Below are 21,755 nucleotides of genomic sequence, written 5' to 3'. Positions count from 1 at the left end.
TATGTGCCTAAACGTTGCTCAAAAAAAAGCTATTGAATATATTAACGGCCCCTGTTTAATATTAGCAGGGGCTGGTTCTGGAAAAACGAAAGTTATCATTAATAAAATTATTTATTTAATAAATCATGGTAAATATCAACCTAATAATATTGCTGCAATAACTTTTACTAACAAAGCTGCTTATGAAATGCGTATTCGTTTATCAGAATATTTAAATACTTCAGAAACAAAAGAAATTATTATTTCTACTTTTCATTCATTAGGATTAAAAATTATTAAAAAAGAAATAAAAGAATTACAATTTAACAGAAATTTTATTCTTTTTGATGAAAAAGATCAGATAAACTTGCTTAAAAAAATATGTAAAAAAAAAATCATAAATAATATAAAATTATTAAAAAAAATAAATTTTATGATTTCTTATTGGAAAAATAAATTTTTAACTCCTGAACAAGTTCAAAAATTCACTAAATCTCGTTCAGAAGAAAATCTAGTATCTATTTATCAAAAATATAACAACCATCTTTTTCAAGCAAATATATTAGATTTTGATGATTTAATTTGTATACCTACATTATTATTGAAAAAGAATCAAACAATAAAAATGCGTTGGCAAAAAAGACTATCTTATTTACTAGTTGATGAATATCAAGATACAAATAATAGTCAATATGAATTAATAAAAACTCTTACTAATACTGATTCAAATTTTACATTAGTTGGAGATGATAACCAATCTATTTATTCATGGAGAGGAGCAAATCCAAAAAATATTTTTTTATTAAAAAAAGATTTTCCTAATTTAAAAATTATTAAGATGGAACATAATTACCGATCATCAGGAAGAATATTAAAAGCTGCTAATTATCTTATTGCTAATAATATGCATTATGTAGAAAAAAAATTATTTTCTCAATTAAAATATGGAAACATCATTCATGTTTTAACATCTCAAAATGAAGAGAAAGAAGCAGAAAAAATAGCTGAAGTAATTATTATGCAAAATATTAAAAATAATATGAAATATGAAGATTGTGCAATTTTATATAGAGGAAATTATCAATCTCGCATTCTTGAGAAAGTTTTAATAAAAAAAAATATTCCGTATTATATTTCTGAAAAATCATCATTTTTTTCTCGTTCTGAAGTTAAAGATTTATTAAGTTATCTACGTCTTATAATTAATCCCAATGATGATCATGCATTTATGCGTGTTATAAATATTCCATCACGTAAAATTGGTAAAATTACACTACACAAATTAGAAGAATACGCAAATAAAAAAAATAAAAGTCTTTTCCAAATAAGTTGTAATTCAGAAATAAATCATTTTTTAAACAAAAACACTATAGAAAGAATCAAAACATTTATTCTAAAAATAGAAAAATTTACTCAACAAGCTTCTTTAAAAAATAGTAATATTATAGAATATATTATTCGTGACATTAATTATGAAAAATGGCTTAAAAAAATCTTAAAAGAATCAGGAAAGTTTCAAAATAGTATAAATAATATTCACACTTTATCAAAATGGTTTAATAATATGATGAAAGGTGATATATTTGAAAAACCCATGAATTTATCACAAATTGTTGAAAGAATAATAATCCGTGATTTTTCAGACACACAAACAAAAGAGAAAAAAAATCAAGTTCAATTAATGACTTTGCACGCTTCTAAAGGTTTAGAATTTTCTTCAGTATTCATAATTGGAATGTGTGAAGGAATTCTTCCAAATCAAAAAAGTATTGATAATAATACTATAGAAGAAGAAAGAAGATTGACTTATGTAGGAATTACACGAGCAAAACAGCAATTATTCTTTACTTATTCTTGTACACGTAAACAATATGGACAAATACTTAATATGTCACCTAGTAGATTTTTGCTTGAATTACCTCAAGAAGACCTACAATGGGATCAAAAGTTTAATTTTAGCCAATCACTTAAAGATATCAAAGAAAATCAATTAAAAATATATAATCTCAAGAAAATGATTCAAAAAAAATAAAAATAAATACAATTTTATTTAACAAATTTTTTAAATTTAGTTTTAAAAAAGTCGATAAAATGATATTATGTATTTTATATTATACTTTATTTAATACTACTTATCTAATTTCTTACTGTTGAGTAAAATACTTTAATGAAAAAAATAATAGAACTTACTGATCAAAATTTTAAAAAAGAAGTTTTACAGTCAAAAAATTTTTTTTTAGTGGATTTTTGGGCTGAATGGTGTAATCCGTGTAAAATGTTAGCACCTATTTTAGAAGAAATAGCAGAAGAATACCCTAATATTAGTGTAGGAAAGCTAAATATTGAAAAACATTCTAATACTGCCCCAATGTATTCTATTAGAAGTATTCCAACACTACTTTTGTTTTATAATAATGAAGTTCTTGCTACAAAAATTGGAGCTGTTTCAAAAATAGAACTAAAAAAATTTTTAGACGATAATATTGAAAATCATACTAAAATATAATGCAATATAAAATAAATATAAACATTTAATTTTATTTTTAATTTATCAATAAACTTTACAATTACATTGTAATTTTTTTCGAGATGTACCCCGATTTTACTAAGAACCCACCATTATGAATCTTACTGCACTTAAAAATATGCCAGTTTCTGAATTAATTACTCTTGGTGAAAAAATGGGGTTAGAAAATTTAGCGCGCATGCGTAAACAAGATATTATTTTTGCTATTCTTAAACAACATGCAAAAAGTGGAGAAGATATATTTGGAGACGGTGTTTTAGAAATACTGCAAGATGGATTCGGATTTTTACGTTCCGCAGATAGTTCTTACTTAGCTGGTCCTGATGATATTTATGTTTCACCTAGTCAAATTCGTAGATTTAATTTACGTACTGGTGATACTATTTCTGGAAAAATCAGACCTCCTAAAGAAGGTGAAAGATATTTCGCTCTACTTAAAGTTAATGAAGTAAATTATGATAAACCAGAAAATGCAAGAAGCAAAATATTATTTGAAAATCTAACACCATTACATGCTAACTCTAGATTGAGAATGGAACGTGGTAACGGATCTACTGAAGATTTAACCGCTAGAGTTTTAGATTTAGCTTCACCAATTGGACGAGGACAAAGAGGATTAATTGTAGCTCCTCCAAAAGCTGGAAAAACAATATTACTACAAAATATTGCACAAAGTATTGCTTATAATCATCCAGATTGTGTTTTAATGGTATTATTAATTGATGAAAGACCTGAAGAAGTAACTGAAATGCAAAGATTAGTTAAAGGAGAAGTAGTTGCATCTACCTTCGACGAACCGGCATCTAGACATGTTCAAGTTGCGGAAATGGTTATTGAAAAAGCGAAAAGGTTAGTTGAACATAAAAAAGATGTAATTATTTTACTTGATTCAATTACACGTTTAGCCCGTGCTTATAATACAGTTGTACCTGCATCTGGAAAAGTTTTAACAGGTGGAGTTGATGCCAACGCTTTACATAGACCTAAAAGATTTTTTGGTGCTGCACGTAATGTAGAAGAAGGAGGGAGTTTAACAATTATAGCTACTGCGCTAGTAGATACTGGATCAAAAATGGATGAAGTAATTTATGAAGAATTTAAAGGAACAGGAAATATGGAATTGCCTTTATCTAGAAAAATTGCGGAAAAACGTGTTTTTCCAGCTATTGATTACAATCGATCCGGAACACGAAAAGAAGAATTATTAACCTTACCAGATGAACTACAAAAAATGTGGATTTTAAGAAAAATTATTCATCCTATGAGTGAAATAGATGCAATGGAATTTTTACTGAATAAATTATCAATGACTAAAACAAACGATGAATTTTTTGATATGATGAAACGTTCATAAATTTATAAAAATTACTATACATCTATTAAATTATCTTTTAATATTCCATATATATTTTATTGTAAAATTTTTTTAAAATACAACTATAATTTATAATTATTAAATAAAAATTTTTACAAAAAAAACTGGACAATAAAGATTATTAACTTTAAAATCTAATTAGTTTTATATTTATGTGTTAATGCGCTCGTAGCTCATCTGGATAGAGCACTATCTTCCGAAGGTAGAGGTGTCAGGTTCAAACCCTGTCGAGCGCACTCATAAAAAAATATTTTTAAAAAATTTTGGTGGTTATAGCTCAGTTGGTAGAGCTCTGGATTGTGATTCCAGTGGTCATGGGTTCAAATCCCATTAACCACCCAAAAAAATAAAAACGGCGAATAGCGCAGCTTGGTAGCGCAACTGGTTTGGGACCAGTAGGTCAGAGGTTCAAATCCTCTTTCGCCGAAAAATTAATTCTATTTTTTTTAATAACTTGTAATAAAAAATGATTATTTGCATAATTTGAAATAATTATTTTGTGCCATCCTAATTTTTTAGCTAAAGTTGACAATCTTTTACCAATCACAAATATTTTACATTTTAATAACCATTGTATCTGATTTGTATCAGAAACTATTTTTTTTAATTGATTTAATGTTTCACCATTAGTAATTATTAGAGTATTTATTCCATATAAACGCCATTTTTTTACTTCTTCATAAATATCTAAAATTTTTAAAACTCTTTTGTAACATTCAATTAAATTCACATTACAGCCTATATATTTTAATTCTTTTGCAATAAAATTTCGTCCATTTTCTCCCTGTAATAAAACAATTTTGTTTTTTTTTATACTGCTATTTAAAATATTTTTATATAACATATTTAACAGTGTTTCACTATTTTCTTTTTTTGGAAAAAAAATTTTTTTTTTACATATTGATTGAGAAGATTAGCTGTACTTTGTCCAATAGCATAATATATGACATGAGAAGGCCATTGCAAATTATTGTTTTTTAAATATAAATTTGTATAATAAACAGACATTTTAGAAAACACAAGAATAATATTCGCTTCATATAGTTTAGTAATTTTTTTTGATAAACTTTTTTTACTTAAACTTGGTAAAAAAGTAAATAAAGAAAAATGCCAAGATTTTATATTGCATTTATTTAAATCATTTACTAATTCTTCTCCTACAGGAGAAGGACGCATAACTAATATTTTCATATATAATCAGGTCTTTTGATATGAAGGTTATTTAGAATACTTTTAGCACCATTATTAAGTAATTCGTCAGCTAAAGAATATCCCATATTTTCACCTGTATTATACCACCCTATTCTTTCTCCTCTTAATATTATTTTACCATTAGGAGAACCTACTAATCCTCTTAACCAAATTTTATTTTTTTTTAAAATAGCATAACTACCAACCGGAATTTGACAACCTGATTCTAATTTTCTACAAAATGCTCGTTCTGTATTTATTTCAATAAAAGTATTAATATGATTTAAACGAGATAAAAAAAATAAAAATTTTTTATCATGAGATCTAGATTGAATACCAATTGCACCTTGGCCACATGAAGGAAGAGATAATTCTGCAGGAATTATTTGAGTAATTCTATTTTTCAAACTTAATCTATTTAATCCTTCAGTAGCTAAAATGATTGCATCATATTGTCCTTTATCTAATTTAGCAATTCTAGTTTCAATATTACCTCTTAAAGGAGATACAATTAAATCTGGTCGATAAGTAATTAATTGACATTGTCTTCTTAAACTAGAAGTACCAACTATAGCACCTTTAGGTAATTGATTAATTGACTGATAATTATTAGAAACTAAGGAATCTAAAGCATTTCCTCTTTTGCATATACTAATTAAACACAATTCTTTTGTAATATTTACTGGAAGATCTTTCATAGAATGAATTGCAATATCTGCTCTATTTTCAAGAAGGGCGTATTCTAATTCTTTTATAAATAAACCTTTACCTCCAATTTTTGAAAGAGATTTATTTAAAATATTATCTCCATGAGTCACGATAGGAACTAATTTGATATTTATTTCTGGATATAAAGATAATATTTTTTTTTGAACATATTTAGTTTGTTCTAAAGCTAAAGGACTTTTTCTAGTTGCAATTCTTAAAGTTTTATTTTGCATATTACTATATTATATTTAGATATATTTTTAATATTATGAATAAATATTTTTTAATAAAATTAAAAATTTTTATCATTTTAAAATACAAAACATTATCATATTTTAAAATTATTTATAAAAAATTTATATATTTAATATATTATTTATTTTTTTATAAATGTTATATGCCTATTTGACTGAACAGAAAATGCATGTTCAAATATTTCCCAGAAATTTTTATTACTTCGGTTACATATCCATTGATTATTTTCATAATTAAAATGATAGCCATTTAATCTTGTCGCTAACCAAATTTGTTTTAATGATTCTTGTTTATTAATTATGATTAAATTTTTTTTTGAAAAACTAATAGTCATAACATAATCTTGAATTGTATAATCTAAATCAATATCATTTTCATATAATTTAAGATTATCTTCTACTTCTAAAAATAGATTATTTACTAAAATATAAAAATTTTTCTTTTCTTTTTTTAAAAATGTTTTTTTTTGCATTTAATCACACCCTTAATTATTAATACATTTTAAAATTATATATTCAAGAACATCAAAGTTATAATGATATATATATCATTATATATATCATGATATATTTTATATATCATCTAATATTAAAAAATTAAATTTTAAAATAAATGATTTTACTAACATTACAGTCAAATAATTATTAGGAAAAAAATGTATCTATATCACAAAAACAAAAAAAAAATAAATTTTTCTAAAATGCACGGATTAAGTAATGATTTTATGGTTATTAATTGTATTCAAGAAAATTTTATTTTATCATCAAAATTTATAAAAAAACTTTCTAATCGACATACTGGTATTGGTTTTGATCAATTATTAATAATAGAAAAATCAAATAGCCCTTTATTTGATTTTAATTATCGTATTTTTAATTCTAATGGAAATGAAGTGGAACAATGTGGGAATGGTGCACGATGCGTAGGTCTATTTCTATTATTAAAAAATTTAACAAACAAAAAAAAAATTTCACTTAATACTAAAAAAGGAAACCTTATTATTGAATACTTTTCTGAAAATTCGATACAAGTTAATATGAGAGAACCCATTTTTAAATTAGAAAATTTTTCTTTATCCAAGAATATTGAATATCATAATTTTGAAACAAAATTATTAAATAAAAGTTTAATATGTAGTTTAGTATCTCTAGGAAATCCACACTGTATTTTAAAAGTAGAATCTATTAAACATGCTCCTGTAGATAATATTGGAAAAAAAATAGCAAAAAATTCCATTTTTTCAGAAGGAATAAATGTAGGTTTTATGCAAATTGTAAATAAAAAATATATTAAATATAGAGTATATGAACGTGATGTAGGTGAAACTCAAGCTTGTGGAAGTGGTGCTTGTGCAGCAGTAGCAGTAGGAATTGCTCGAAATTTCTTATCTAATACAGTAAAAGTTGAATTACTAGGTGGAAATCTCATTATAAAATGGAAAGGTTTTGGACATTCTCTTTATATGATAGGACCTGCAAAACACATTTATGATGGTTATATATATATATAAAATTATTTCTTATTTAAAATGAGGCTATATTTTGATTTTATTGAAAAAAGAAACAAAATTCTTAAAAAAAGAATATATACAAAAGAATACAAAAAAATTTAATCAAGTTATTCTAGCTCTTTTCTCAGGTGGTTTTGCAACTTTTTCCATTTTGTACTGTGTACAATCAATATTACCAGTATTTTCTAAACAATTTTATTTAACTCCAGCTGAAAGTAGTTTATCTCTTTCTGCAGCAACTATAACTATGGCTTTAGGCATGTTGTTCACTGGTCCATTATCTGATATGATTGGTAGAAAATCAATTATGTCAGCTTCTTTATTTATAGCTGCAATATTGACAATGATTTGCTCTATGATGAAAAGTTGGTTTAGTATTGTGTTATTACGTTCATTTACTGGTTTAGCATTAAGTGGTGTTGTTGCAGTTGCTATGACATATATCAGTGAAGAAATACATCCCAATTCTTTATCTTTTTGTATGGGATTATATATTAGTGGAAATACTATAGGTGGTTGTGCAGGACGACTTTTAAGTAGCATTTTATCAGAAAAATTTTCTTGGCATACTGCCTTAATGATTATTGGTGTATTTTCTTTTGTATCATCTTGTTTTTTTTTATATTTTTTACCTCCTTCTAAAAATTTTTTATCCATTTCTATTAATTTTCCTAAATTTTTAAATCATTTTTATTCTCAATTAAAAAACCCCGGATTATTTATTCTATTTTTAATAGGTTTTATACTCATGGGTAGTTTTGTCACAATTTTTAATTATATTGGTTATCGTTTTATCTTAGAACCATTTTATTTTTGTCAATCTAGCATTGGATTTATATCTATTATTTATTTAACAGGAGTATATAGTTCACCTAAAGCAGGTATGCTTATAAATAAATATGAAAAAAATAGTATTCTTGTTATTTCTTTATTATTAATGATTATAGGTGTATTTATTACACAATTTAATGAGTTATTTATAATTATTTTCGGTTTAATAATATTTTCTGGTGGTTTTTTTGCATCACATTCTACTGCTAGTAGCTGGATTGGATCATATAATAATATTTCTAAAATTCAAGCTACATCTCTATATTTATTTTTTTATTATCTTGGTTCTAGCGTTTTCGGTACATTTGGAGGGTTTTTTTGGTTTCATATGAAATGGTTTGGAATTTCTGTTTTTATTATAACAATGTTATTTCTTGGAGTTTTCTTATCTTTAAAATTAAAAAAAAATAATATTTAAAAAATATATATTTTTATCAAAATACTTTTTAAAAGATAATTCACTCAGTTAAATTTATCAAAAATGGCTGAAATATTATGCTGGATTTATTTTCTTATTTTGATTTGAATCATAGTTTACTAGTTTGTTTAGCTTTACTTTTCGTTTTATTTTATGAAGCTATCAATGGTTTTCATGATACAGCCAACGCCGTATCAACATTAATATATACACGAGCAATGTCTGCACGCAAAGCAGTTATAATGTCTGGGATATTTAATTTTTTAGGTGTGTTATTAGGAGGTTTAACTGTTGCTTATGCGATTGTTCATTTATTACCTAATGATTTATTATTAAATACTACTTCTACTCATGCTCTTGCTATGATTTTTTCAATATTATTAGCAGCTATAATTTGGAATTTATCTACATGGTATTTCTGTTTACCTGCTTCTAGTTCACATGCTCTTATTGGAGCAATTATTGGAATTGGTTTAACACATGCAATTATCAAAGGTTCATCTTTATTATATGCATTCAATTTACCTAAAATGACTAGTATTTTTTTATCTTTAATTTTATCACCTATTATTGGATTAATTATAGCTGGAGGTTTGATTTTTTTATTAAGATATTATTTCAATCAAAATACAAGATTTCATCGTATTCATATGACACCTGCAGAGAGAGAAAAAATAGATGAAAAAAAAACACCACCATTTTTCATTAAAATAGCATTGATTTTATCATCTATTGGAGTCAGTTATGCTCACGGTGCAAATGATGGACAAAAAGGTATTGGATTAATTATGCTTGTACTTATTGGAATTGCACCATCTGCTTTTTTAGTTGATTTACATGCTAAAAAATATGATATTATTTCTACAGAATATGCATTAAATGACTTAGAAAAATATTATTTAAAAAAAACAAATAATATTTTTCATCAAACAAATCTAACAAATAAACAAAAAATAATTAATAACTGTATTATACACAATATTATTAATACTAAATTATTACTTAAAAATGTATCTAATTATAATACATTAAATATTAAAAAAAGATTTCAATTACGTTATTTTTTATTAAGTATTGCTGATACAATTGATCAAACAATAGTATCTAAAACAGATTTTCAAAATAAATATTTTTTAATGAAAAATAAAAAAATTATACTCAAAACGATTGAGTATGCACCTACTTGGATTATATTCATAATTGCTTTATCTTTATCAATAGGGACTATGATAGGATGGAAAAGAATAGTTATAACTATTGGTGAAAAAATAGGAAAAAAAAGTATGACATATGCACAAGCTATGTCTGCACAAATCACTGCTTCTCTTTCTATTGGTATTGCTAGCTATACAGGTATACCAGTTTCTACTACACATATTCTTTCTTCTTCTGTAGCAGGTACAATGCTAATTGATGGTGATGGAATTCAAAATAAAACTATGAAAAATATTGCTTTGGCATGGATGTTAACTCTCCCTATTTCAATTTTATTGTCTGGATTATTATATTGGATCACATTATTAATAATATAAAAAATTAATTTAATTTTAAATATATTAATCGCATTGATTAAAATAGGAGTGCATATAGAATATGTGCTCCTTTAATGTTTAATAAGGAATATATATATCAAAACGATGGTTTTTAGTCTTGATAAAAAAATTTATTTTCTCTTTTGATAAAGGTTCAGCATAAATAGGACGTTTAACAATAATTCTATTTTTTGCTATTTTTCTAGACATATATAATAATTTTTCACAATCATCATTGTGTCTTATTAAATATCTTAAAATTTGCATATTTTTTTTTGGTAAACATTTTTTTTTACAGATAGGATACATCGGATCTAAGTAAATAACATCTGGTTTAAACAAAGAAGATTCTAAAATTTTACAGCTATCATTTACTATTAAATGTAATCTTTTTTTTAACCAGTAACCTATTTTTTCATTATTGTAGCCTCTTTGTAAACCGTCTTGTAATAATACAGCAACTATTGGATGACGTTCTATCATTACAACTTGACAACCTAAAAAAGAAAATATAAAAGCATCGTTACCTAATCCAGCAGTTAAATCTAGTATAAAAGGAGTATAAGATTTTTTTATTCCTGCAACTTTATGTAAAATTTCGTTTTTTTTATTATAATGTAAACATCTATAGTTATTTTTTTTAGAAAAAAAATCAACTTTAATAGATTTTTGTTTTGTATTATTACGATTATATAATTCTAGTGAATTGTAATTTGCCAACAAACCTATAGAAGAACATGGATCATGTTCTAATTTAAATAAATCAATCAAATTTAATATTCTTTGATTGCAAAATTTTAAATTTAAATATATTTTCATGTTTTTTAAACTTATTTTGTTTTTAAATTAGTAATTGACTTTTAAAAAAAAATAATTAAAATATGATTTAATTTTTAGGAAATCTATTTTTACTAAAAACATATTAAAAATTACTTGTAATAAGGATAAAGATATTATGCTACATAATTTATTATCTACAGATATAGTAAATAAAAAATATTTAAATGAAATAGATATTTATCAAAATACTATAAAAAAAAATACATTAAAAATTAAAAAAGATAAAAATGTAATAAAAAATATCACTGATAATAATTCTAAAAAAAATATTAATTTTTCTCAAGAAAAAATCAAACTGAAAAATTTAGAACATTCACATAATAATAATTCTCTAATATTATTAAATCTTATAAAAAAAGAAATAGAAAAAATATTATTTCAAAAATATAATATAAAAAAAACAAGTAATATGATAAAAAATGAAAATATAAAACAAAATATAAAAAACGATGATATCTTGCACGATATGGATATAGATAATAAAGATATTATTAAGTACAATAATAATTTAAATATTTATAATTTATTAATGAAAAAAAAATTCTTAATCACAGCCAATCACGTCTTTTAAATTCTAAAATAGCATCATCTAGTCGTCATTTTTTACCTGTTAATATCCCAAAAATTAATCAAAGTATTTCTCATAAAATTATGAATCATATTTTTCATACTTATGATCGTATAAAAATAAGAGCTATAAATATTTTTCATGATAATATCTTGAAAACCATTTATTCATCATCAAACAAAAATCGTAATGCCGAAAAAGATGAAAAAAAAGAATCTTTTATCCTATTTTCTGATTATATTAAACAACTTGAAAGAGTAATTGAATCTTCCAAGGTTTTTATAGGTACTATTGTTGATAATATTAGAAATAAAGGAAAAATAAAAATTATAAATACATCAAATGGTAATCCAACTCATCCTCAATCTTTAAGTACATTTCCTGATCTTGTAACAGTAACAAAGACAACAAGTACTCAAGATGATTATCTTCCTTATAATAGATTTGATGAAAAATTTGATATGGAAGGCAGAAAACAAATTTTAAATATGGATAAAAATTTTAAAAGAAGAATGGATTCAAATATTGAAAAATCTTATTACAAAGATTTTATTAGTGAAAATGAATGGCAAGTTTCAAGTCAATTAAATTCACTAAATAATATTAATTTTACAATTAAAAAATTCCAAGAAAAATATGAGTATTTAAAATTATCTGATAAATTAGAAGAAAGCTTTATGGTTGATTCTGATCCATTTCTTTTCATTATTAATGACCATATTATTCCAATTGATACTCATAAAAAAATGATAGAATCTTTTGAAAAGATTATTCCAAATGTTGAAGTGCGTCGATTAATTTCTACTTATGCAAATAAAAAATTTTTACGTCAATCATATTTACAATTTTTTTCTGAACATCCAGAAATTAGTGAATACCAATTAAAAAATATTAAAAGCACCTATAAAATTAATTATTTAAATGATGGTTCTATTAAATTAGTAGCTACTCATATATCTGATTTAGATATTAAAAACAGTAATACTATTAAACAATATAAATCTTATGGAATACGTGCAACTATAATATTCACTGCAAATAATTTACCAATTATGAAATATTCATATTTTTTAAAATAAAATATAAACTTATTGCTTATTATTAAATTAGTAGGATAAATAAAACATTTATCCTACTAATTAGAATTGCATATTATTCATAATTAATTTATTGACGAAGTTTTTTTATTAATGCAGCATGTACTTCCTTTGGAAGATATGGTTTTATATTACCTTTATATAATGCCATTTCTTTAACAAAAGATGAAGATATAAAAGAAACTTCCTGAGATGAAAGTAAAAATACACTATCTAATTCTGGATAAATTTTTTTATTTATTGTTGCTAATTTTACTTCATAATCAAAATCAAGTATTGTACGAACACCTCTAATTAAGATTTTAGATCGCTCTTTTTTTGCTAAATTAGCAAGCAAATCATTAAAACCAAGTACTTTTCTAACATATTTAAGATGTAATGTTACCTTTCTAGTTAATTCTATTCTTTCTTTTAAACTAAAAATAGGTTTTTTTTTTGTATTATTAGCAATAGCAATTATTATATTATTAAACATTTTTGTTGCTCTTACTATAATATCTAAATGTCCATATGTAATAGGATCAAATGTACCTGGATATATTGCAATTGTATTCATATTTTTTTGTTTTTGTTGCTTCATAATAAATTCTAAAAAAAAATATATATAAAAAAATATTTATAAATCTAATAACTACAATAACCATATTCAGTATTTTATGATCATGTTAAAAATTATTTCTAATATTGTGTTATATTAACAAAAGAATTAAAGATCGAAATACTAATGTTATAGTATTTAAAAAAATAAACTTAATATTTTCATAAATAATTTACTATGTGTAATAGTATTAATTTTTTATATTTTATAAAAAATCTTGATGAAAATAGATGAATATTTAATAATATTAAATTGCATTGATATAAAAAAATTTTTTTATATTAAGACATATTGATAAAATTTTTTTAGATATATATTTTATAAGTCAATTGTAAAGACTCATAAGATATCTCAGTATATTTATTAAACTATCTTATTTTTTGTGAAAAAATATAAATTAATTAATATTATTATTTAACGTTATTTTATATATAACTTAATATATATAAGACTTCACTTAAAAAATAAATATAGATTTATTTATTATTTTTTAAAATAAAAAACTGCTTTTTAATTTATTTAAAATATTTTTATATATTACAAGAATTTGATTTTTTTAAAAGAGATCAAGTTAGGAAACGATTTGTATGCATAAATGAATATTTTTTCTATTTAAAAACAACAAATATGATATTATTAATCTTGAACATAAATGATTATCATTTTTAATATTTGATTTAATTTTGAATTTTTTTTAAATAAGTTAACTTTTTTAAAATATTATACTACTTGAATTCATTATTTTAATTATAAAACAATTAACTAAATAATATTAGTTCTATCAAGTTATTATAAAATTTTTTACCAATAATGTTCTATTGTAATGTTACCTGGTGAACGACGTAAGTGTTTTTTCATATTTCTATAATTCTTTAAAAACAAATATGTATCTTGTATCATAGCAGGATTACCACATAACATGATATGTGAAGTATGAGATTCTATTGGTATCCCAATTTTTTTTTCTAAAGAATTATTTTGTAATAAAATAGGTATTCTTCCAGTTAACGAATCTTTGTTGCTTTTATCTCGACTAGTAATTGTTTGAATTTTAAGTTTGCCATTATATTTTTTATATAATTCTTTCATTAAAGGTAAATAAGTTAATTCATTATAATATCGAACTGCATGAACTAATATAATATTATTAAATCTATCAATATTTTTCCCTTCTTTTAAAATTGAACAATACGGACCAATAGCAGTTCCTGTAGCAAACATCCATAAATTTTTACAATCTGGTATTTCATTAATAATAAAAAAACCAAATGATTTTTTCTTAATAAAGATTTTATCACCACATTTTAAATTATATAACAAATTACTCATTTTTCCATTTTTAACACGAACAATGTAAATTTCTATATTTTTTTCACTAGGAGAATTAACATAGGAATATGCTCTTTGAATTTTTTTGTTATTATTGTTAATATCATATAAAGATAGTTTAGTAAATTGTCCAGCATGAAATGGTTCAATATCAGCTCTTAAAATAAGACTAAATAAATTATTTGTCCATTTTTTAATTTCTAAAACATTTGCAATAATCCATGGATTCATTATTTATTCTCAATTTTTATTAGACATAAAATCATTGTACTTTTTTTTAGTACAATGATTTTTATATTTAAAAAATACATGAAGATTTTTTTATATTTTTTTGAATGTTATTTTTGATCAATTTTTTTTGTATCTTTTGGAATATTAATAGCAATTTTTTTTGGTTTTTCTTCTTCAGGAATATTACATTCAAAATCTAATTTTAATAAACCTAAAGATAATTCTGCTTTTTTTACTTTAATTTTATGATCTAAATTAAAACTTACAGAAAAATCATTAAATATTATACCTTGATGTAACCAACTACTTATTTTTTTATCATGATTTTCTTTTGATTCTTGTTTTTTTCCTTGAATAGATAATTGATTATTATGTACAGATATGTCTAATTCTTCTTCTTTAAATCCAGGAATACTTAATATTAACTGATACTCTGTTTCATTTATTTGAAATAGATTATATTTTGGTGTATCAGAAATAGGTTTTTCTCCTGTTAAAGTGCTAAACATTTTATCAATTTGATTAAATCTATTTGAAAAAATATTATTATCATTAAAATTAGGAATAAATGAAAGAGAACGATAAGACATAATAAGCTCCTTAAAATATTTTGTATTAGATAAATGGTCAATATTAATTAAAATATTAATATTTTCTAAAATATTTACTTATAAGAAAATTAAAATATCTTTTACTTTATAATAGTAAGGTTTTATTTTTTTTTTTCAATAGTATTTGAAAAATTAATTTAAATAAATATATCGTATATAATAAAAACACTCATCTATTTTTAAAATATATGCAATGGATAAATATTTTATATAAAAGATTATAAGATAAAACGGCTTAAATCTTCATTAGATACTAATTGATCTAAATGCTCTCCTACATATTTTGCATCAATTTCAATTTTATTACCTTTATGTTTAGTTGCATTAAATGATATATCTTCCATTAATTTTTCTAATATAGTATGTAATCTACGAGCGCCAATATTTTCCATAGATTCATTCACTTTCCAAGCGGCTTCTGCAATATTTCGTATCCCTTCTTTTGTAAAAAGAATATTTACACCCTCGGTTTCCATCAGTGCTTTATATTGTGTTGTAATAGACGCTCTAGGTTCTGTTAAAATTTTTTCAAAATCATCTACAGTGAGAGCTTGTAATTCTACTTTAATAGGAAGACGTCCTTGTAATTCTGGGATCAAGTCAGAAGGAGTAGATGTTTGAAAAGCACCAGAAGCAATAAATAAAATATGGTCTGTTTTAACCATTCCATGTTTAGTTGATACAGTGCATCCTTCAACCAAAGGTAATAAATCTCTTTGAACTCCTTCTCGTGAAATATCTGGACCAGATGAATCACCTCTTTTACATATTTTATCAATTTCATCAATAAACACTATACCATTTTGTTCAACTGCATGAATTGCTTCTTTTTTAATTTCCTCTTGATTTATTAATTTAGTTGCTTCTTCTTCTGTTAATAATGTTACAGCATCTTTAATTTTGAGACGTCTTCTGTTTTTTTTATGTCCTCCTAAATTCTGGAATAAAGATTGCAATTGACTAGTTAGTTCTTCCATACCTGGAGGAGCCATAATTTCAATACCCATAGTTGTTGATAGTAAATTAATTTCTATTTCTTTATTATCTAATAAACCTTCTCTTAATTTTTTCCGAAATATTTGAATAGTTTTTAAAAGACTTTCATTTTTTTCATTATCTGTCCAATTTTTATTCGGTCTTGGGACTAGAACATCTAATATTTTTTCTTCTACTATTTCTTCTACTCGAATTTTATTTTTTTCAATGTTTTTAATTCGAATCATTTTAATAGCTGCATCAGTTAAATCTCGGATAATTGAATCTACTTCCTTCCCAACATATCCAACTTCAGTAAATTTAGTAGCTTCAACTTTAATAAAAGGAGAATTTGCTAGTTTAGCTAAACGTCTTGCAATTTCTGTTTTACCTACTCCTGTAGGGCCAATCATCAAAATATTTTTTGGAGTAATTTCATGACGTAGTTCATTATTTAATTGCATTCGACGCCAACGATTTCTTAATGCAATAGATACAGCTCTCTTTGCTTTGTCTTGACCGATAATAAATTTATCAAGTTCAGAAACAATTTGAGGAGGAGTCATATCAGACATAGAGATTATTCCTTATTTTTCTGAAAACAATTCTTTTATGGTAAATTTATGATTTGTATAAATACAAATATTCGCAGCTATATGTAAGGATTTTTTTACAATCTCATTTGCATCTAAATTAGTGTTATCAATTAATGCTTTAGCAGAAGATTGAGCATAAGATCCACCTGATCCTATGGCTATCAAATCATCTTCAGGTTGTATTACGTCTCCATTCCCTGTAATAATTAATGAAGTTTCTTTATCAGCTACAGCTAATAAAGCTTCTAATTTTCGCAACATTTTATCTGATCGCCAATCTTTTGCTAATTCAATAGCAGAACGTTGTAATTGCCCTTGATATATAGCTAATTTTTTTTCAAACATTTCAAATAAAGTAAAAGCATCTGCAGTTCCTCCTGCAAAACCAGCAATTACTTTATCGTGATATAAAGATCTAATTTTTTTTACATTACTTTTCATAATGGTATTGCCTAAAGTCGCTTGTCCATCACCTCCAATTACTACTTTATTTTTTAACCTTACGCTTAATATTGTAGTCACAAGAAAAGCCTCTTTAAATAATATCTTTATTTCTTATATTTTTTGTACAAAAAAATATCTTACTATAAGATGTGATTAACTATTTTATAAAATAGCATATGATTATTTGATATATTTTTTTGAATGCTTTCAAATATTTTTAAAAAAATGTTAAATTAGTAAAATTATTTTAAATCGTTAGATTAAAATAATATTCTATAAATTTTTTAATTTTTTAATATATTTCCATTTTTCTGTTATTTGAGAAGGTTTAAAATCATCATTTTTATTTTCATGAATAATTTTTATATTTTTTTGTTCAGAAGAAAAGTAAAGATGTAAATTAGAAAAAACAAAAAAAATAAACATGCATATAAAAATAAAATATAATAAATAGAATTTTTTATTTTTATTTTTTTTTTTATTAAAATTTATAGAAGTATTTTTTTTTTATTTTTATACATTATTTTTCTTTATATAATCGATTAAAATAACAAATTTTTAAGTTTTGAACATCAAAATTAATGATATTATAATAGAGATTAATATTATAAATGATAAATAATATTAAGATAGATATTTATAATTAATTATAGGAATGTTTCATATGAAAAAAAAAATTCATCCTGATTATACTAAAGTAACAGCTACTTGTTCTTGTGGAAATATCATTGAAATTTTTTCTACTATTAATCATAATCTAAATTTAGATATATGTGCAAAATGTCATCCTTTTTACACAGGAAAGCAAAGAGTTGTCGATACAGGAGGTCGTGTTGAAAGATTTAAAAAACGTTTTAAAATGTAAGAAAGAGTTAAGATAAATTTATTCTTTAAGATTTAAGCATCTTATATCTTAACATTAAGATGCTTAATAAATAATTATTATTTTATTGACAGATTTTATTGATAGATTATTTGATATAACTATTTTTGATTAATTTAAAGTCATTAAAATAGATTTTAATAAGTTTATAAGTTCAAATAATTTTAGAATTTTTTATATATACTATTTCTATAAGTTCTTTTAATTAATGTTTTTATAATTAATTATAAATATTTTGAAAATAATTTTTATAGATTACATTACTACATTACAATTGGATTATATAAGTGACTTTATTTCTCTTAATTTAAATAGTTTGTTTTGAAAAAAATATTATCGATTGTTTTTGATGTGTTTATAAGTTCATCTAATTTTCTTAAATCATTTGATTTTCTTAAAATATATTTTTTTTTGTTTAGAATCTATAAACATTTTTATATTTTTAAAAAATTTTTTTTATTAATTATATCAATATATCAAATTTAATTATATTAAAATATTTAATTTATTCTAAATATTTTAGATATAAATTCTCAATTACCTAATTAATGATTCTTTTTTAATAATGGTATCTTATATTTTGATAATTTTATAAGATTATTTAATTTTTAATTTATTTTAATATATATTATTTATATTATTATAATATATATAACTTATAAGTATATTTTTATGTTTGATTGGAGCGGGAAACGAGATTCGAACTCGCGACCCCAACCTTGGCAAGGTTGTACTCTACCAACTGAGCTATTCCCGCAATGTAAGTTTTATTTTATATTTATAAAATATATTTTTCAAGCTTTCTTTTTAAAAATATTTTTTATTAAAATTTCAAAAAATATTGTTTGTAGAAATTCAATTCTGCAACGGATTCATAAGTATCTGCTAATGCTCTATGTATGTTTTTTTTTTGAAATTTTTTTAAGATTGTTGTATTCCATCTATAAAATAATTCTTTAACTGTACTAACATCTATGTTTCTATAATGAAAAAAATTTTCTAATTCAGGCATATAATGAAGTAAAAATTTACGATCTTGAGCGATACTGTTTCCACAAATAGGAGATGAGTGTATGGGTACCCACTTTTTTAAAAATATTATAGTTTCAAGTTCTGCTGTTCTTTCATTATATGTACTATTTTTTACGGATTCTATTAATCCATTTTTTGTATGTGTTTTTTTATTCCATTGATCCATATGAAAAATATGTTCTTTTTTTTGACTTATTGAAATAACAGGTCCTTCTGCGAGAATATTTAAATGATTATCTGTGATTAACGTAGCAATTTCAATAATACGATGTATATTAGGATTTAAACCAGTCATTTCTAAATCAATCCAAATTAAATTATTTTTATTTTTTTTCATATATTTTTTCATATATTTTATTTATAAGTTATTTTATATTATATATAAATTTTTTTATAAATTTTTTTTAATAAGAAATATATTTTGTTTAAAAATTTTACGAATAGAATATAATATAAAAATTGATAAATTACTGACTTATTTAAAAAATATTTTAAAAAAAAATATAAACAAGATTATAAGGAGATATAAATTTGTTGATGAAAAATATTAATTTTAACAATACTAAATCGTATCAATATTTGCAAAATCATTTTGAAAAAATAAAAAATATTCATTTAAAAGAACTATTTGCTGATGATGTTAATCGATTCAAAAAATTTTCAATTATTTTTCAAAAAGATATGTTAGTTGATTTTTCAAAAAATAGGATTACTGATGAAACATTAATGTATTTAATAAATTTAGCTAAAGAAACTGATGTAAAATCTGCAATAAAATTAATGTTTTCTGGTGCGAAAATAAATCATACAGAAGATCGCTCTGTATTGCATGTAGCATTACGTAATAGATCCAATCGTCCTATAATAGTTAATAATAAAAATATTATGTTAGATATAAATCGTTTATTAAAAAAGATGAAAAATTTTTCACAAGACGTTATTGATGGAAAATGGACGGGTTATACAGGTAAATCTATTTCAGATGTTGTAAATATTGGTATTGGTGGATCTGATTTAGGACCGTATATGGTTAGTGAAGCACTTTATCCCTATAAAAATCATTTAAATATACATTTTGTTTCTAATATAGATAGTAGTCATCTTTTAAAAGTTTTAACAAAAGTCAATCCTGAAAAAACTATTTTTTTAATAGCTTCTAAAACATTTACAACTGATGAAACTATCACTAATGCATATAGTGCAAAAAAATGGTTTTTAAATTATTCAAAAAATGAAACGACTTTAGATAAACATTTTTTTGCTTTGTCAGCAAATATTAAAAATGCTTTAAATTTTGGAATTAATATAAATAATATTTTTGAATTTTGGGATTGGGTAGGTGGACGTTTTTCATTATGGTCTTCGGCTGGTTTATCGATTGTATTATCTATTGGATTTAATAATTTTGAAAAATTTTTAGATGGTGCTTGTGCTATGGATAATCATTTTTATAATACTGATTACAGCAAAAATATTCCAGTATTGTTATCTTTAATCAGTATTTGGTATAGTAATTTTTTTGGCTCTGAAACAGAAGCAATACTTCCATATGATCAATATATGCACCGTTTTTCAGCATATTTTCAACAATCTAATATGGAATCAAATGGTAAATCTGTTAATAGAAACGGAAAAAAAATATCTTATCAAACAGGTCCTATTATTTGGGGTGAGCCAGGAACAAATGGTCAACATGCATTTTATCAATTAATACATCAAGGTACTAAATTAATTCCTTGTGATTTTATCGCTCCGATTATATCACATAATGATTTAGATGATCATCATATTAAATTAATATCTAATTTTTTAGCTCAAACACAAGCATTAGCATTTGGAACAACTAAAGATGAAGCAATAAAAGATTTAATATTTTCTCAAAAAAGTCAAAAAGAAATTAATGATATTTTACCTTTTAAAATATGTAAAGGAAATCAACCAACAAATTCAATTTTAATAAGAAAAATTACTCCTTATAATTTAGGTGCATTAATTGCCTTATACGAACATAAAATTTTTGTTCAAGGTTATATATTGAATATTTTTAGTTTTGATCAATGGGGTGTGGAAATAGGAAAAAAAATATCTAAAAATATTTATAATGATTTAAAAAGTAATATTTATAATAAAAATTATGATTCTTCGACTCAAGGTCTTATTAATTTTTATAAATTTTTTAGTATATAACCGAATTTATTATCAATCATATAAAAACTTTATTATTT

General features: G+C 23.0%; 21 protein-coding genes and 4 tRNA genes. 13 read left to right on the top strand and 12 right to left on the bottom strand.

Features of this window, described 5'->3' with window-relative positions:
• Position 1: 1 nt before the first annotated feature.
• The 6 genes from D9V74_RS02855 to D9V74_RS02830 all read left to right on the top strand — a co-directional run bounded on the left by D9V74_RS02855 (position 2) and on the right by D9V74_RS02830 (position 4,308).
• The gene (locus D9V74_RS02855) at positions 2-2,011 is read left to right on the top strand and encodes a UvrD-helicase domain-containing protein (RefSeq protein WP_158363091.1); all 2,010 of its coding nucleotides are present in this window, start codon (positions 2-4) and stop codon (positions 2,009-2,011) included.
• A 135-nt stretch (positions 2,012-2,146) separates the two neighbouring features.
• Positions 2,147-2,485, top strand: coding sequence for a thioredoxin TrxA (gene trxA / locus D9V74_RS02850; protein ID WP_158363090.1), 339 nt, complete (start codon positions 2,147-2,149; stop codon positions 2,483-2,485).
• Positions 2,486-2,600: 115 nt separating this feature from the next.
• Entirely contained in the window at positions 2,601-3,860 is a 1,260-nt protein-coding gene (rho, locus tag D9V74_RS02845; protein WP_158337677.1) for a transcription termination factor Rho, read from the top strand.
• Positions 3,861-4,043: 183 nt separating this feature from the next.
• A tRNA-Arg gene (locus tag D9V74_RS02840) sits at positions 4,044-4,117 on the top strand.
• 30 nt (positions 4,118-4,147) lie between these two features.
• Positions 4,148-4,220, top strand: a tRNA-His gene (locus D9V74_RS02835).
• A gap of 14 nt (positions 4,221-4,234) precedes the next feature.
• Positions 4,235-4,308, top strand: a tRNA-Pro gene (locus D9V74_RS02830).
• Here the strand turns inward: D9V74_RS02830 and D9V74_RS02825 are convergent.
• From D9V74_RS02825 to cyaY, 4 genes are all read right to left on the bottom strand, one after another.
• Positions 4,282-4,725 carry a uroporphyrinogen-III synthase gene (locus D9V74_RS02825; protein ID WP_158363089.1) on the bottom strand — a complete coding sequence of 148 codons (444 nt, stop codon included), beginning with the start codon at positions 4,723-4,725 and terminating at the stop codon, positions 4,282-4,284. The two genes, D9V74_RS02830 and D9V74_RS02825, sit on opposite strands and share 27 nt — an antisense overlap.
• Before the next feature lie 2 nt (positions 4,726-4,727).
• On the bottom strand, positions 4,728-5,072 hold the full coding sequence (locus D9V74_RS02820) for a uroporphyrinogen-III synthase (RefSeq protein WP_158363088.1): 345 nt from the start codon (positions 5,070-5,072) through the stop codon (positions 4,728-4,730).
• On the bottom strand, positions 5,069-6,013 hold the full coding sequence (gene hemC / locus D9V74_RS02815) for a hydroxymethylbilane synthase (RefSeq protein WP_158363086.1): 945 nt from the start codon (positions 6,011-6,013) through the stop codon (positions 5,069-5,071). The genes D9V74_RS02820 and hemC overlap by 4 nt, the downstream gene beginning before the upstream one ends.
• Before the next feature lie 143 nt (positions 6,014-6,156).
• Positions 6,157-6,507: an iron donor protein CyaY gene (gene cyaY, locus D9V74_RS02810; protein ID WP_158363084.1), complete on the bottom strand. Its 351-nt coding sequence runs from the start codon at positions 6,505-6,507 to the stop codon at positions 6,157-6,159.
• A gap of 183 nt (positions 6,508-6,690) precedes the next feature.
• On the opposite strand from cyaY, the gene dapF reads away from it, so the two are divergent.
• The 3 genes from dapF (at position 6,691) to D9V74_RS02795 (ending at position 10,326) form a co-directional block, all read left to right on the top strand.
• Positions 6,691-7,545 (top strand): diaminopimelate epimerase, encoded by an 855-nt coding sequence (gene dapF / locus D9V74_RS02805; protein ID WP_158363082.1) that lies wholly within the window; start codon positions 6,691-6,693, stop codon positions 7,543-7,545.
• Positions 7,546-7,576: 31 nt separating this feature from the next.
• Positions 7,577-8,794, top strand: a complete 1,218-nt coding sequence (locus tag D9V74_RS02800; protein WP_158363080.1) for an MFS transporter — start codon at positions 7,577-7,579, stop codon at positions 8,792-8,794.
• Between the two features lie 77 nt (positions 8,795-8,871).
• Positions 8,872-10,326: an inorganic phosphate transporter gene (locus D9V74_RS02795; protein WP_158363078.1), complete on the top strand. Its 1,455-nt coding sequence runs from the start codon at positions 8,872-8,874 to the stop codon at positions 10,324-10,326.
• 78 nt (positions 10,327-10,404) lie between these two features.
• Here D9V74_RS02795 and D9V74_RS02790 read toward each other — a convergent pair whose 3' ends face one another.
• Entirely contained in the window at positions 10,405-11,145 is a 741-nt protein-coding gene (locus D9V74_RS02790; RefSeq protein ID WP_158363076.1) for a class I SAM-dependent methyltransferase, read from the bottom strand.
• A gap of 136 nt (positions 11,146-11,281) precedes the next feature.
• Here D9V74_RS02790 and D9V74_RS02785 point away from each other — a divergent pair, with 136 nt between their 5' ends.
• Together D9V74_RS02785 and D9V74_RS03005 are read left to right on the top strand one after the other, a co-directional pair.
• The gene (locus D9V74_RS02785) at positions 11,282-11,737 is read left to right on the top strand and encodes a hypothetical protein (protein WP_158363073.1); all 456 of its coding nucleotides are present in this window, start codon (positions 11,282-11,284) and stop codon (positions 11,735-11,737) included.
• Between the two features lie 80 nt (positions 11,738-11,817).
• Positions 11,818-12,813, top strand: coding sequence for a hypothetical protein (locus D9V74_RS03005; RefSeq protein ID WP_261979361.1), 996 nt, complete (start codon positions 11,818-11,820; stop codon positions 12,811-12,813).
• Between the two features lie 88 nt (positions 12,814-12,901).
• On the opposite strand, the gene coaD is transcribed toward D9V74_RS03005, so the two are convergent.
• From coaD to hslV, 5 genes are all read right to left on the bottom strand, one after another.
• On the bottom strand, positions 12,902-13,387 hold the full coding sequence (gene coaD / locus D9V74_RS02775; RefSeq protein ID WP_158363136.1) for a pantetheine-phosphate adenylyltransferase: 486 nt from the start codon (positions 13,385-13,387) through the stop codon (positions 12,902-12,904).
• 843 nt (positions 13,388-14,230) lie between these two features.
• A complete protein-coding gene (locus tag D9V74_RS02770; RefSeq protein WP_158363071.1) occupies positions 14,231-14,989 on the bottom strand; it encodes an FAD-binding oxidoreductase in 759 nt (252 codons plus the stop codon).
• A gap of 107 nt (positions 14,990-15,096) precedes the next feature.
• Positions 15,097-15,579 carry an Hsp20 family protein gene (locus D9V74_RS02765; protein ID WP_158363069.1) on the bottom strand — a complete coding sequence of 161 codons (483 nt, stop codon included), beginning with the start codon at positions 15,577-15,579 and terminating at the stop codon, positions 15,097-15,099.
• Positions 15,580-15,818: 239 nt separating this feature from the next.
• Positions 15,819-17,150 carry an HslU--HslV peptidase ATPase subunit gene (gene hslU, locus D9V74_RS02760; protein ID WP_158363067.1) on the bottom strand — a complete coding sequence of 444 codons (1,332 nt, stop codon included), beginning with the start codon at positions 17,148-17,150 and terminating at the stop codon, positions 15,819-15,821.
• 12 nt (positions 17,151-17,162) lie between these two features.
• Positions 17,163-17,693: an ATP-dependent protease subunit HslV gene (gene hslV / locus D9V74_RS02755; protein WP_158363065.1), complete on the bottom strand. Its 531-nt coding sequence runs from the start codon at positions 17,691-17,693 to the stop codon at positions 17,163-17,165.
• Positions 17,694-18,279: 586 nt separating this feature from the next.
• Between hslV and rpmE the strand changes: the two genes are divergently transcribed.
• Positions 18,280-18,480, top strand: coding sequence for a 50S ribosomal protein L31 (gene rpmE / locus D9V74_RS02750; RefSeq protein ID WP_158363063.1), 201 nt, complete (start codon positions 18,280-18,282; stop codon positions 18,478-18,480).
• Between the two features lie 699 nt (positions 18,481-19,179).
• On the opposite strand, the gene D9V74_RS02745 is transcribed toward rpmE, so the two are convergent.
• Positions 19,180-19,255: transfer RNA gene (locus D9V74_RS02745), tRNA-Gly, on the bottom strand.
• Positions 19,256-19,321: 66 nt separating this feature from the next.
• Positions 19,322-19,867, bottom strand: coding sequence for an oligoribonuclease (orn, locus tag D9V74_RS02740; RefSeq protein ID WP_158363061.1), 546 nt, complete (start codon positions 19,865-19,867; stop codon positions 19,322-19,324).
• Positions 19,868-20,067: 200 nt separating this feature from the next.
• On the opposite strand from orn, the gene pgi reads away from it, so the two are divergent.
• A complete protein-coding gene (gene pgi, locus D9V74_RS02735) occupies positions 20,068-21,717 on the top strand; it encodes a glucose-6-phosphate isomerase (protein WP_158363059.1) in 1,650 nt (549 codons plus the stop codon).
• The last annotated feature ends 38 nt before the right edge of the window (positions 21,718-21,755 follow it).

Source organism: Buchnera aphidicola (Macrosiphoniella sanborni), from assembly GCF_005080885.1.
In the GTDB taxonomy this organism is placed as follows: domain Bacteria; phylum Pseudomonadota; class Gammaproteobacteria; order Enterobacterales; family Enterobacteriaceae; genus Buchnera; species Buchnera aphidicola_AU.
This window is presented reverse-complemented; position numbering and strand designations above follow the sequence as displayed.